We start from the raw sequence: 11,894 nt of genomic DNA, 5'->3' as shown, positions 1-11,894 counted from the left end.
TCAGGGGGTGACGATGGCGAAGTTCTTGTCCCCCGGGTCGAGGACCGAGGTCAGCGTGCCGAGGGCGCTCGCGTCGCCAGCGATCTCGATCCCTGCCGCCGAGAGACCCGCAGCGTCGAGTCCGCCGGCCAAGGCCGGCAGGGCACGACGGGTGGCTGTGATCGTCGCATCGGGATCACCCTTCTGCGGCCGGGCGCTGTAGGTGAGGACACCGTTCGCGAGCCACAGCCGGTACCGCTCGTCCGCGTCCGTCAGCACGACGTCGATCGAGAGCTTCGCGTCCCACGCACGGGGCCCGTCGACCTGGATCGCGATCGCGTCGAACAGCATCTCCGGCGTGAGCTGGCCGATGACGTCGGGCGCGTTGGTCTCCGTCGGGGTGCCGAACTGACCGTCGCGCAGCTCCAGGGCCCCCGAGAGGTAGAAGTCGCGCCACGTCCCGTTCTCGGAGCCGTAGCCGAGCTGCTCGTACGTGTCGGCGAGCACCTCCCGCGCTGCCCCATGCTCCGGCTCGGCGAAGACGGCGTGGTTGCCGATCTCCGCGGCCCAGCGGTAGTCACCCTCGGCGAACGCCTCCTTCGCCGCGGCGACGATCGCATCGATGCCGCCGGCGAGCCTGACGTAGCGCTTCGCCCGTTCGACCGGGACGTGCTCCCACAGGTGCGCCGGGTTGCCGTCGAACCAGCCGAGGTAGCGCTGGTAGATCGCCTTCACGTTGTGACTCACCGAACCGTAGTAGCCGCGAGTCGACCACGCGTTCTCGAGCGCGGGAGGCAATGTCATCGCCTCGGCGATCTCCGGCCCGACGAGGCCCTGGTTCATCATCCGAAGCGTCTGGTCGTGCAGGTAGGCGTAGAGGTCGCGCTGGAGCGAGATGAACTCCACCACTCGGTCGTTACCCCACGTGGGCCAGTGGTGGGACGCGAAGACGACCTCGACGTCGTCACCGAAGAGATCGATCGTCTCGGTGAGGTACTTCGCCCAGCCGTGCGGATCCCGGACCACCGCACCACGAAGCGTGAGCAGGTTGTGAAGGTTGTGCGTGGCGTCCTCCGCCGCGCACAGCGCCTTGAAGTCCGGCAGGTAGATCAGGAACTCCGACGGCGCTTCGGTGTCCGGGGCCATCTGGAAGACCATCCGGACGCCGTCCACCGTCTCCTCGTGACCCGTGGTGGTGATCATGTCCGTGGGTTCCATCAGCGACACGAGTCCGACCGACAGCGTCTGGCCGAGACCGGCACCGACTCCCCCACGTGGACCGCGGGCCAGCGCGGCTCCGTACATGTAGCCGGCGCGCCGGTTCATCGCCGTGCCCGCGTAGACGTTCTCGGCCACCGCGTGCTCGATGAAGCCCTCAGGCGCGAAGATCCGTGTCCGGCCCGCGTCCACGTCCTCCTGCGAGACGAATCCGCGGATGCCGCCGAAGTGATCGGCGTGCGAGTGGGTGATGACGACGGCCTTGACCGGCCGGTCGCCACGGTGCTGGCGGTAGAGCGCCAGGGCTGCGGCACCGGTCTCGACGGAGAGCAGGGTGTCGAACACGACGACGCCCTCGTCGCCCTCGACGATGGTGGTGTTCGACAGGTCCATGCCCCGGACCTGGTAGATCCCGGGGATCACCTCGAAGAGGCCGTCCGTCGCGGCGAGCCGAGACTGGCGCCACAGGCTCGGGTTGACCGAGTCCGGGGCCTCGCCCTCGATGAAGTCGTACGTCGAGTTGTCCCACAGCACGGTGCCGTCCTCGGCGAGCACGGGCTCCGTGATCGGGGCGATCAGGCCGCGCTCGGCGTCCTCGAAGTCGCGGGTGTCGGAGAACGGAAGACTCTCGAGCACGGCGCGCTGCTGGTCGACGATGCTCTGCTCCGGGTCCTTCGGCGTGGTCGCCATGACACTGGTCCTTTCGGTCGACAGGTGACGGACATGTCACGCCCATCCATGGTCGATCGAAGGCGTTCGGCTCGCATCACTCCACGAGGATGATGCGATCCCGGCGTCGGCTCATGACCGGACGGGCCCGGAGAGTGGCCGCGGCGTCGCGCTGGTGGAGCCCGGCCTGACCCAGGCCGCGTTGTCGGTGGTCAGCGCTGCGCCGCAGGAGCTGCAGGACTCGCCCTGCGTGCTCTGCTGCCCGCAGCTGCGGCAGATCACGCGCAAGCGACCCGACGCCTCGGCCGGCGGATCGTGCTTCTCGGCCCAGAGGCCATAGGCGTGGAGCACCGGCAGCGCGTCCGCGCCGGCCTCGGTGAGTCGGTAGTCGTACCTCGGCCTCGGACCCTCGCGGTAGGGCTCGCGCACGATGAGACCCGCCTCGACCATGTCGGCGAGGCGCTTCGTGAGCACGTTGTCGGCAGCCCCCGTGCGGTCGCGCAGCTCGTCGAAGCGGGTGGCCCCGGCGAACAGCTCGCGCAGGACCAGCAGGACCCACGGGTCGCCGAGGACGTGGATCCCCCGTGCCATGGGGCACGCCTTGCCTGACCAGTCCGAGCGCAGCGCCACGAGCCCTCACCTTCCTTCGCCGACGATGCTACTCACTTGCTTCAAGCAAGTCACCCTTCTAGGCTGCGACCGTGACCGACTCCCTGCGCGCCAGCCCCCGCTCCGGCGGCACCTTCCTGCCCGCCGTCGCCGTGAGCTGCGCCGCCGTGCTGCTCGCGATGGACCTGTTCGTCATCAACCTCGCCTTCGAGGCCATCAGCTCGGACTTCCCGGAAGCCGCTCCCCAGACGATGTCGTGGGTGATCAACGCGTACGCGGTGGTCTTCGCGGCACTCCTCGTTCCAGCCGGCCGCCTGGCCGACAAGTACGGGCGGCGGAAGCTCTTCCGGCTGGGGCTCACCGTCTTCGCCGTCGGCGCCCTCGGCGCCGCGCTCTCGGGCGACGTGTTCGTGCTCATCGCGGCGCGCGGGCTGCAGGGCATGGGGGCGGCCCTCTTCGTCCCGACGGGACTGGCCCTGCTGCTGGCCTCGTCCCCCGTGTCGCGTCACACGGCGATGCTGGGGGTGTGGACCGCCGTGGGGTCGGTGGCCGCCGCGGGTGGCCCCATCCTGGGCGGCGCGCTGACGCAGGTGGACTGGCGGTGGATCTTCCTCATCAGCCTCCCGGTCATCCTCGTCGCGCTCGCCACGTCCGTCACCCTGACGGAGACCCCGAAGAAGGAGACGCGGGTGCCCGACCTGGCGGGCTCGGCGCTCCTCGCGCTCAGCGTCGGAACACTGGTCGCGGGTCTGTCATACGTCAGGGATCGCGGCCTGACCGACACCAGTCTCCTGGCGCTGTTCGCGGTCTCCGCCATCGCGCTGGCCTGGTTCACGCGCCGGTGCCTGACGCAGCCCGTGCCCGCCCTGGACCTCAGCGTGTTCAGGGATGCGACGTTCGCCTGGGCGACGTTCGGCATCGCGACCTACTTCGTCGGCTTCGCGATCCTGCTGCTCGGGGGCAGCCTCATGCTGACCCGCGTCTGGGCCCTCGATCCCCTGACCGCCGGCCTGATCTTCTCGCTCGGGCCACTCACGGCGGGGGTCACCGCCGTGGCGATGGGCCGCACGGACATGTCCCCGCGGCTGCTGGCCGCCGTGGGCGGCCTGCTGCTCGCGCTGTCCGGCCTCCTGTGGCTCGTCCTCCTCGACTCGCAGACGACCTCCCTCCCGGTGTTCTTCGCGGGCATGGTCGTCTCCGGGCTTGGCGCAGGCTCCGGACAGGTCGGCTTCCTCGCGGCCGGGACGAGCCGCCTGGAGTCCTCGGAGTTCGCCGCGGGGACGGGGATCATCAACACCGCACGTCAGGTCGGCTCTGCCTTGGGCGTCTCGATCCTGGTCGCGATCACGGGCGCGAGCGTGCTGGTCGACGACTTCAGCGGGGCGTGGCTCGCCGTCACCGTCTCGAGCCTCGTGGCAGCGAGCACGACGGTGTTCATGCGTCCGGCGCGCGAGCCCGACACCCTCAGCGTCTAGGCGGACGCGTCAGCGCGCGCTTGTGACCGACGGAGCCAACTCGAGATCCGGCGCGATCTCGCCGAGGAGGTCGCGGACCCGCGTGTCGAGGTCGGCGATGATCCGGAGCACGGTCGCCTCGTTCTGGCCGCCCGGGTCCTCGACCGGCCAGTCGCGGTACGTGACCCCGGGGACGTACGGGCACTCCTCGCCGCAACCGAGCGTGATCGCCAGATCGCTCGCGGCGATCATGTCCCGCGTCAGGTGCTTGGGGTGCTCGCGCGAGGTGTCGAGGCCGAGCTGCTCAAGCGCGGCGGCGACCTCGGGGTGCACGTGCTCGCCCGGCTGCGTGCCCGCCGACAGGGCGATGACGCGCCCTTGGGCGTAGTGCTCGGTCAGCAGGCGCGCCGCCACCGAGCGGCCGCCGTTGCGGACGCAGGCGAAGACGACCTGGGGCTGATGGGATGCGTTCATGGGGTGACTCCTGCTCGGGTGTCGGGAAAGAAGCGGCGCGCCCACAGACTGACGTAGACGAGCCCCACGAGGACGGGAACCTCGATCAGCGGCCCGACGACGCCGGCCAGGGCCTGACCACTGGTGGCGCCGTAGACCGCGATGGCCACGGCGATGGCGAGCTCGAAGTTGTTGCCGGCGGCCGTGAACGCGATCGTCGTCGAGCGGGCGTAGCCCAGCCCCGCGAGGCGCGCGAGCCACAGCGAGCCCGCCCACATGATCGCGAAGTACAGCACGAGCGGGAGCGCGATCCGGGCGACGTCGAGCGGCTGCCGGGTGATCTGGTCGCCCTGGAGCGCGAACAGCAGGACGATCGTGAACAGCAGGCCGTACAGCGCCCACGGCCCCAGCCTCGGCAGGAAGCGCTCCTCGTACCACTCGCGCCCGCGGCGGCGCTCGCCCACGACGCGGGTCAGGTACCCGGCCGCCAGCGGGATGCCCAGGAACACCAGCACACTCCCGGCGATCTGCCACGGCGAGACGTCCAGGCCCGAGGACGACAGGCCCAGCCAGCCCGGCAGCAGGTCGAGGTAGAACCAGCCCAGCAGCGCGAAGGCGAACACCTGGAACACCGAGTTGACCGCCACGAGGACCGCCGCCGCCTCCCGGTCGCCGCACGCGAGGTCGTTCCAGATGATCACCATCGCGATGCAGCGGGCGAGCCCCACGATGATCAGCCCGGTGCGGTACTCGGGCAGGTCGGGCAGCAGGAGCCATGCGAGCGCGAACATCAGCGCCGGCCCGATCAGCCAGTTGAGCACCAGCGACAGCACCATCGTGCGCGTGTCGCGAGCGACCGCGCCGACCTCGTCGTACCGGACCTTGGCCAGCACGGGGTACATCATCACGAGCAGGCCCACCGCGATCGGCAGCGAGACCGAGCCGACCGTCACCGCGTCGAGCGCCGTCGCCACGCCGGGGACGGCCCTGCCGAGGACCAGCCCGGCGAGCATCGCCAGGCCGATCCACACCGGCAGGAAGCGGTCGAGCGTCGAGAGCGGCTGCCCGACGGGTGCGTCCACCGTCATGCGGTCGGCTTCGTGGCGCGGACGATGGCGCCGTGCATGCCGGGCACGGCCTCGTGGGTGAACTCCACCTCGGCGGCGACGAACCCGGCCGCGGCGAGCCCCTCGAGGTACTCCGAGCGCGACAGCGCGCCAGCGATGCAGCCGACGTACGAGCCGCGATCGGCCCGCGCATCTGCGTCGAGGTGGTCCTCGGCGACGACGTCGGAGATCCCGATCCGGCCGCCGGGCACCAGCACGCGGTACATCTCGGCGATCACCTTCGGCTTGTCGACCGACAGGTTGATGACGCAGTTCGAGATCACCACGTCGACCGACCCGTCGGGCAGCGGCACGTCCTCGATGGTGCCCTTGAGGAACTCCACGTTGGTCGCGCCCGCCTTGGCGGCGTTCTCCCGCGCCAGGTCGAGCATCTCGTCGGTCATGTCGACGCCGTAGGCGAAGCCGGACTCCCCCACGCGCCGGGCCGAGAGCAGCACGTCGATGCCGCCACCGGAGCCCAGGTCGAGAACGCGCTCGCCCTCCGCGAGGGCGGCGACGGCCGTGGGGTTGCCGCAGCCGAGGCTGGCCGCGACGGCCTCCGCCGGCAGCTCCTGCTGCTGGTCGCTGTCGTAGAGCACCGCGCCGAAGGACTCGTCGACGTCCACGGCTCCGCCGCAGCACGACGAGCCGCCACAGCCGTCTCCCTCGACCTTCAGAGCGGCCTCGGCGTACCGGGCGCGCACCTCTTCCTGGACGTCCTGCGGGGACTTCTGGGTGGTGGTCATGACGGCTCCTCTGACTCAGTGCATCCACGATCGTATAGGCGGATGTCGATGTATCGAGATTCATCGATGTATCGACGTTTGTCAATACGTCTGGCAGAATGAGTCCATGACCACCCGCACGACGCTTCCCCTGGCCGACGAGACTGCCTGCTGCTCCCCCGTCACGGGCGGCGTGCTCGATGTCGAGGAGGCTCAGCGGCTGGCGAGGATGTTCAAGGCCCTCGGCGACCCCACCCGCGTCCGGCTGCTGTCGATCATCGCGGCCGGAGCGGACCGCGAGGCGTGCATCTGCGACCTGACGGAGCCGGTCGGTCTCTCCCAGCCCACGGTGTCGCACCACATGAAGCAGCTCGTCGACGCCGGCCTCGTGACGCGCGAGCAGCGTGGCCGCTGGGCCTTCTACCGGGTCGTCGACGAGACGCTCGCGTCGCTCGGCGCCGCCCTCACGCCCTGAGGGTCAGGCGAGGCGGCGAGCACGGATCTCGCGGTCAACATAGCGGCCTCGCCGGCCGTCGACAACGGCCGCTGTGGATGAGGAATCGGACCCCTGTCCTGAACTAGCGTCGGGGCTCCGCGCTCGATCCACCCGAGGAGATCCCATGTCAGAGAACCAGAACACGGACGCCGAGACCACGAGCGAGACCGAGGTCGTCGCCGCGGCCGTCACCGATGGCGCGCACACGCTCTTCATCGCGGACTTCGCCGACACCAGCACCGCCTGGCAGGCCTACGAGTCGCTCAAGGCCGCCGAGGACGGTCGTTCGGTGGAGCTCGAGGGAGTCATCGTCGTGAAGCGGGAGGCCGACGGCAAGCTCGAGATCCAGAAGGCCACCGACCACAGCACCCGCCGTGGACTCACGTGGGGACTCGTCGGCGGCGTGGCCCTGGGCCTGGTCTTCCCGCCGTCGATCCTCGGCAGTGCCGCCGCCGTGGGGGCCATGGGGGCGGCGGTGGGCAAGGCCCGTCAGCTCCGCAACCGCAGCGAGCTGTCCGACGAGCTGGAGGCCGCCATCGAGCCGGGACACTCGGGCATCGTGGCCCTCGTCTCGGACCCCGGCGCCGTCGAGATCCGCAAGGCGCTCGCGCTGGCCGACGCCATCGTCGAGTCCGCCGTCGACGACGTGGCGGCCCGCGACATCAAGGCGGCGGCGAAGGAGGCCGAGTCCGACTCGGAGAGCGAGAAGGCCTGAGACGGGACTGCCTGACAATCGTGACGAGGTGGGAGCCTCCGCCCATGTTCAGAGGCTCTCGTAGTACTCGCACGCTTCGTCGGCCACTTCGTCCGCGGTGGATGCGGTCAGCAGGTCCAGCGATTCGGGATCGGGGTACAGCCACGTTCCCTCGGCCAGTCGTTCGAGATCGGCACGAGTGAAGGTGGTGTCCTCGGTGTTGAGCTGGTCGCCATAGGCCCCGACATCGTACGGAACGCCTGGCTGGAGCTCCGAGATCTTGTCGACCCAGGACCCGGACCACTCCGCGCCGGGGTTCGACGGGCTGAGCTCGACCACTCCGTCAGGCGCGTGAGTCCGAACCAGTCGCCCGACGGTGTTGACCTTCCCGCTGTCGATCGCTGACACGTCCTGCAAGGTGACTCGCTCGGCTCGCCCACCCTCACAGGGCACGATCAGCAACTCCATGCCCGAGCCCGTCCGAGAGACAGCCACCACGCCGTTGGTCTCGGCCGAGCACGCGGACAGCAACGGGACCCCGAGCAGCGTGACGACGACCGTGCACAGTATCGACGACCGACTTCGCCGGGCGTGAACCACACGGACCATCACGAGCCTCCCTCGCTGCGGATCCAGACAACGCCAGCCTTCCAGCACCTCCATGCTCACCGCAGCAGGATGGGCGAAGGCGTTGACACTGTGGACGGACCGCGAGCCACCGAACCTTGGTACCAACGTGTCGTTGGAGCGACCCGAAGGTCGAAAGATCCGTGGCACCCGGGCTCGATGCCAGACATGAAAAAGGCCCCCGATCCGAGGATCGGGGGCCTTTTCGCTGGTAGCCCCGACGGGATTCGAACCCGCGCTACCGCCTTGAGAGTTCGTTCAAGGAGTGTAGGAACGACGTTGAAAAGTGACGTTTGCGCAGGTCAGAGGCACTTTCGAAGATCGGAGGTCATTGACGGAATCGAGTGATTTCGTGGCCCCGTGTGGCCCCAGTGTGGCCCCAGCGCGTTGCACTGTGCTGCTTCGGATCGCATGCTCAGAAGTCCTCCGGGCGAATGCCAATCCGCTCCCTCTCAGAGGGGACGAGCTCCGCGGCTACCCAGTCGATGCCATACCGATCGCCATCGAGCTCGATGAAGCCATCCAGCATCTCCGCCACATACGTCCACGGCGGATACTCCTCGATTTTTGTCTCCTTCTCGCCAGATTGCCACACGATCACGAACCACACCCATGGTTGCTTGGTCCTGGGCGCGAATGGCGTGACGAAGGACCAGACCTCGCTCGCAACGTGGCCGGCGAACTCGCCGTCGCGCGAAAGGACGGCGAGCCCACCATCGAACACTGCAAGGTCGGGTGGCACAACGAACTCTCGTGGTTGGCGGCTTCGACCGAACCCAAACATCATGACCCTCCTAGATCGTCGTCACACCCGCTTGGGATGCCTCACCGGCGCGGGTACAACTCGGTCTGCCCCCCCTTCCGCCGGACCCGAGGTCTGTGCCACTCACAAGCGTGACGGCCCGGTCCCGTGCATTCATCTGTCGAGCCACTTCGGCCATCGGGGCCAGCGCGCTGCCCACTCGCCTTGCCAGTACTCATTGACGAACGCCGAAGGATCAGAGCCATCTGAATCGAAGCCCTGGTCGGCAGCGTAGGTGGCCAAGCTCCGCCTTCAAGCCAGCCAAGTCGTAGCTACCCGTCGGCATGAGGCGCACGATCCATCCGTACTCATTCACCTCAGGGCGAATCATCTCCCCGTCCAACCGATAGAACGTGCCCCACAACCCGTCGACCACATCGGTCGCCTCCAGGTAGCCCTGCGCGGGCTCAAAGTCCGTGAACACACAGATCCAACCGTCATCAAGCGCCTTGGCGATGACGGCCTCATCGCGATTCACCGGCGGCATCTGGTCCTCCTTAGGGTCAAAGCCGCGCCCGTCGCGATCAGAAGTGCAACATCGCCGCTTAGCGATCCGCGGACACGCGCCTCGTCACGAAATGGTCAGCAGGGATCTAGCCGGCAGCCAACTCGAGAACGAGCACGACGGCGCCCGCAGCGAGTGCGGCGATACCGACGTTTCTAAACCCGGGTCTCGCATCTCGAAGCCTTCCCACGGCCAAAATGACCAACCCCACCCCAATCAAGACGAACCCAGATGTCATGAGTACCCCTTACTCGAACAACGCGCAGGCACGACGGGTCGGAACACTCGCGGAAAGCGAGTGGTGCAACTGGCCTTCGATGTCGCGGTCCAGCGTGACGCCCTCAGCCGCCAGCGCGGCGCGGAACGAAGCAATTCGAAACTCCTGAGGCTGGCCCAAGGCGCGCTTGTACGCCGATCGGGCCGCCTTTGCGTCGGGGTGCCGCGTGAGTTTCCCGAGCACCCATTCGCCCAAGAACTCTAAGAAAGTCGATATCACTGGTGTGCCTCTCCAACGGAGAACCATACCGACCACCACCGGCGCATCAGCGAGAGACGGACTGAGATCGGGACTGTCCGGCCTTCGGTTGACACCAATGGTTGACAGTTTTCAGGCCGCGTCAGCGGCCAGGTAGATGGTCTCAAACTCGATCGGTGTGAGCTTGCCCAGCCGGCGTTGACGTCGCTTGCGGTGGTATTTGGTCTCGATCCAGGTCACCATCGCGAGGCGCAGCTCTTCGCGGGTCTGCCACCGCTGAGTGTTCAGCACGTTCTTCTGCAGCAGCGAAAAGAACCTCTCCATCGCGGCGTTGTCGCCGCAGGCCCCGACTCGGCCCATCGACCCGACCAGATCGTGGGACCTCAGGACGCGGACGAACTTCTTCGACCTGAACTGGCTGCCTCTGTCGGAGTGAACGATCGTGCCGGACGGGTCTCGCAGAGTGATCGCGTTGCGCAGCGCTGAGACCGCCACCGACGCCTTCATCCGAGAGTCGATCGAGTAGCCGACGATCCGACCGGAGTAGCAGCCCTTGATCCCACACAAGTAGAGCTTGCACTCGCCCGTGTGGTGCTCGGTGATGTCGGTCAGCCACTTCTCGTTCGGCCTGCTCGCGGAGAAGTCCCGCCTCGGCCGGCCGTGATGGTCGATCGTTGCGAGCAGATCGTCATGAACCGGCGGTCCTGCTTTGCGGTTCGGGCCACGCTTCTTGGAATGGTTCGAGAAAATCCCCTGGATCGAGCACAACCGCCACACACGGTTCTCACACGCGATGAAGCCCTGGTCGGCGAGCTCGTCGGCGATGAAGCGATACCCGAACCCCGGATCCTCGGCATGGGCGTCGAACGCGGCGTTGATCAGGTGCGCGTCGTCCCAGTCCCGCTGACAGAACGGCTCAGCGAGCCACTGGTAATAGCCCTGCCGAGACAGTTTGAGGACCCCACACGCCACCGCGACCGGCACCCTGATCGGGGCACCGTTCGCGGCCATCTCGCGAACGAGTGGGAAGACTATTTTCCCGGCGGATTGGCCTGAGACAGATATGCAGCCGCACGGCGCAGGACCTCGTTCTCCTGCTCGAGCAGACGGATCCGTTTGCGGGCCTCGCGCAGCTCGACGCCCTCAGAGGCAGTGACACCAGGACGTTTGCCGTCCTCGATATCGGCCAGCTTCAGCCAGCGTTGAAGACACGACTCGGAGACACCGAAGTCCTTCGCGACTTGAGCGATTGACGCCTCACCCTTGGGGGCGACCGCGACCACGTCATTGCGGAACTCGATGGGAAACGCTTTCGGCACGTGAACATCCTTCCAGCAAGGATCGAAATCCTCACAAGTCAGATATCAACCAGACTCTGGGCAGTCCCGAACGGCACAGATTGGAGGCGGTGGACGGCCGGACTGACAGCGCGCCCGGACACGACAAAGCCCCTGCTCTGCGGACTTCTGCAGGTCAGGGGCTTTCTCGTTCTGGTGCGCGTACTGAGAACTTACTCGAAACAGGCTCACCTCACCGCGACGTGGGCTCAGCGCCGTCGAAGCCAGCAAGCAGACCCGAGTCGAGGCGCTGCGACCGAGACGCCGATCGCAGCGCCTCGTCCACCGATTCGATCCCGTCACGCTCGACCTCATCGTCCATCCCTACCTGTCCGGCATGGGCATGAAGACCGTGGCCGCCGATTTCGGCATCTCTGATTGGGCTGTGCGCGCATTGCTGAAGGAGCGAGGACTCCGAACTAGACGCCCCGGATCGAGCTCCTAGCGCCAGCATTCTCGTCACCAAGACTCAGTCCACGTCCGGAAACTCGCGCGCACACGCGTGACACACGCCTCCCAGGTGCAACGAATGCGTCAGTCGACAATGCCGAACCGGACGGGATCAACATCGCCGGTGGCGGACGGTTCGCTAATCCTCGAGGCGGACAATCAGATATCGGTCACCGATCTCTGACCGCAGCCGAGACACGAGCCGATCTGCTCGAGCCTCCATGTCAGGCGGGAGGTCATTATCCTCGTTTTCATCGGCGTCGCACATGACTGAACCCCAATCAGAGAGATCGGC

12 protein-coding genes are annotated in these 11,894 nt (G+C 67.5%); 3 read left to right on the top strand and 9 right to left on the bottom strand.

The window, feature by feature from the left end; genetic code table 11:
* Both H1W00_RS08670 and H1W00_RS08665 read right to left on the bottom strand, forming a co-directional pair.
* Positions 1-1,887, bottom strand: coding sequence for an alkyl/aryl-sulfatase (locus H1W00_RS08670; RefSeq protein ID WP_181755339.1), 1,887 nt, complete (start codon positions 1,885-1,887; stop codon positions 1-3).
* Between the two features lie 111 nt (positions 1,888-1,998).
* Positions 1,999-2,457 (bottom strand): winged helix-turn-helix transcriptional regulator, encoded by a 459-nt coding sequence (locus tag H1W00_RS08665; RefSeq protein WP_194956252.1) that lies wholly within the window; start codon positions 2,455-2,457, stop codon positions 1,999-2,001.
* 110 nt (positions 2,458-2,567) lie between these two features.
* Between H1W00_RS08665 and H1W00_RS08660 the strand changes: the two genes are divergently transcribed.
* Positions 2,568-3,950, top strand: coding sequence for an MFS transporter (locus tag H1W00_RS08660; RefSeq protein WP_181755337.1), 1,383 nt, complete (start codon positions 2,568-2,570; stop codon positions 3,948-3,950).
* A 9-nt stretch (positions 3,951-3,959) separates the two neighbouring features.
* Here the strand turns inward: H1W00_RS08660 and H1W00_RS08655 are convergent, their stop codons facing one another.
* The 3 genes from H1W00_RS08655 to arsM are packed head-to-tail and all read right to left on the bottom strand — an operon-like array spanning position 3,960 to position 6,234.
* Entirely contained in the window at positions 3,960-4,403 is a 444-nt protein-coding gene (locus H1W00_RS08655) for an arsenate-mycothiol transferase ArsC (RefSeq protein ID WP_181755336.1), read from the bottom strand.
* The gene (gene arsB, locus H1W00_RS08650) at positions 4,400-5,470 is read right to left on the bottom strand and encodes an ACR3 family arsenite efflux transporter (RefSeq protein WP_181755335.1); all 1,071 of its coding nucleotides are present in this window, start codon (positions 5,468-5,470) and stop codon (positions 4,400-4,402) included. The genes H1W00_RS08655 and arsB overlap by 4 nt, the downstream gene beginning before the upstream one ends.
* Positions 5,467-6,234, bottom strand: coding sequence for an arsenite methyltransferase (gene arsM, locus H1W00_RS08645; protein WP_181755334.1), 768 nt, complete (start codon positions 6,232-6,234; stop codon positions 5,467-5,469). Before arsM ends, arsB begins: the two co-directional genes overlap by 4 nt.
* A gap of 106 nt (positions 6,235-6,340) precedes the next feature.
* Between arsM and H1W00_RS08640 the strand changes: the two genes are divergently transcribed.
* Positions 6,341-6,688: an ArsR/SmtB family transcription factor gene (locus H1W00_RS08640; RefSeq protein ID WP_181755333.1), complete on the top strand. Its 348-nt coding sequence runs from the start codon at positions 6,341-6,343 to the stop codon at positions 6,686-6,688.
* Between the two features lie 145 nt (positions 6,689-6,833).
* Positions 6,834-7,424, top strand: coding sequence for a DUF1269 domain-containing protein (locus H1W00_RS08635; RefSeq protein ID WP_181755332.1), 591 nt, complete (start codon positions 6,834-6,836; stop codon positions 7,422-7,424).
* 48 nt (positions 7,425-7,472) lie between these two features.
* Here H1W00_RS08635 and H1W00_RS08630 read toward each other — a convergent pair whose 3' ends face one another.
* The 4 genes from H1W00_RS08630 to H1W00_RS08615 all read right to left on the bottom strand — a co-directional run bounded on the left by H1W00_RS08630 (position 7,473) and on the right by H1W00_RS08615 (position 11,131).
* Positions 7,473-8,072 (bottom strand): hypothetical protein, encoded by a 600-nt coding sequence (locus H1W00_RS08630; RefSeq protein ID WP_181755331.1) that lies wholly within the window; start codon positions 8,070-8,072, stop codon positions 7,473-7,475.
* A 373-nt stretch (positions 8,073-8,445) separates the two neighbouring features.
* Positions 8,446-8,772, bottom strand: coding sequence for a hypothetical protein (locus H1W00_RS08625; RefSeq protein ID WP_181755330.1), 327 nt, complete (start codon positions 8,770-8,772; stop codon positions 8,446-8,448).
* 256 nt (positions 8,773-9,028) lie between these two features.
* Positions 9,029-9,319, bottom strand: coding sequence for a hypothetical protein (locus tag H1W00_RS08620; RefSeq protein ID WP_181755329.1), 291 nt, complete (start codon positions 9,317-9,319; stop codon positions 9,029-9,031).
* Between the two features lie 625 nt (positions 9,320-9,944).
* Positions 9,945-11,131, bottom strand: a protein-coding gene (locus tag H1W00_RS08615) for an IS3 family transposase (RefSeq protein WP_286929661.1) whose coding sequence is annotated in 2 segments (ribosomal slippage) — positions 9,945-10,850 and positions 10,853-11,131 — 1,185 coding nt in all. Because the reading frame shifts where the segments join, the coding sequence is not laid out codon by codon here.
* Positions 11,132-11,894: the final 763 nt, after the last annotated feature.

The sequence above is a fragment of the Aeromicrobium phoceense genome (genome assembly GCF_013868155.1).
GTDB lineage: Bacteria > Actinomycetota > Actinomycetes > Propionibacteriales > Nocardioidaceae > Aeromicrobium > Aeromicrobium phoceense.
Note: the sequence above shows the minus strand (reverse complement) of the source record. Positions and strands in the feature narration are given on the sequence as shown.

What these genes read in the sequence shown, in the direction of transcription:
- H1W00_RS08670 (WP_181755339.1), bottom strand. Translation starts at nt 1,887, where the DNA reads ATGGCGACCACGCCGAAGGACCCGGAGCAGAGCATCGTCGACCAGCAG.
- H1W00_RS08665 (WP_194956252.1), bottom strand. Translation starts at nt 2,457, where the DNA reads ATGGCACGGGGGATCCACGTCCTCGGCGACCCGTGGGTCCTGCTGGTC.
- H1W00_RS08655 (WP_181755336.1), bottom strand. Translation starts at nt 4,403, where the DNA reads ATGAACGCATCCCATCAGCCCCAGGTCGTCTTCGCCTGCGTCCGCAAC.
- arsB (WP_181755335.1), bottom strand. Translation starts at nt 5,470, where the DNA reads ATGACGGTGGACGCACCCGTCGGGCAGCCGCTCTCGACGCTCGACCGC.
- arsM (WP_181755334.1), bottom strand. Translation starts at nt 6,234, where the DNA reads ATGACCACCACCCAGAAGTCCCCGCAGGACGTCCAGGAAGAGGTGCGC.
- H1W00_RS08640 (WP_181755333.1), top strand. Translation starts at nt 6,341, where the DNA reads ATGACCACCCGCACGACGCTTCCCCTGGCCGACGAGACTGCCTGCTGC.
- H1W00_RS08635 (WP_181755332.1), top strand. Translation starts at nt 6,834, where the DNA reads ATGTCAGAGAACCAGAACACGGACGCCGAGACCACGAGCGAGACCGAG.
- H1W00_RS08620 (WP_181755329.1), bottom strand. Translation starts at nt 9,319, where the DNA reads ATGCCGCCGGTGAATCGCGATGAGGCCGTCATCGCCAAGGCGCTTGAT.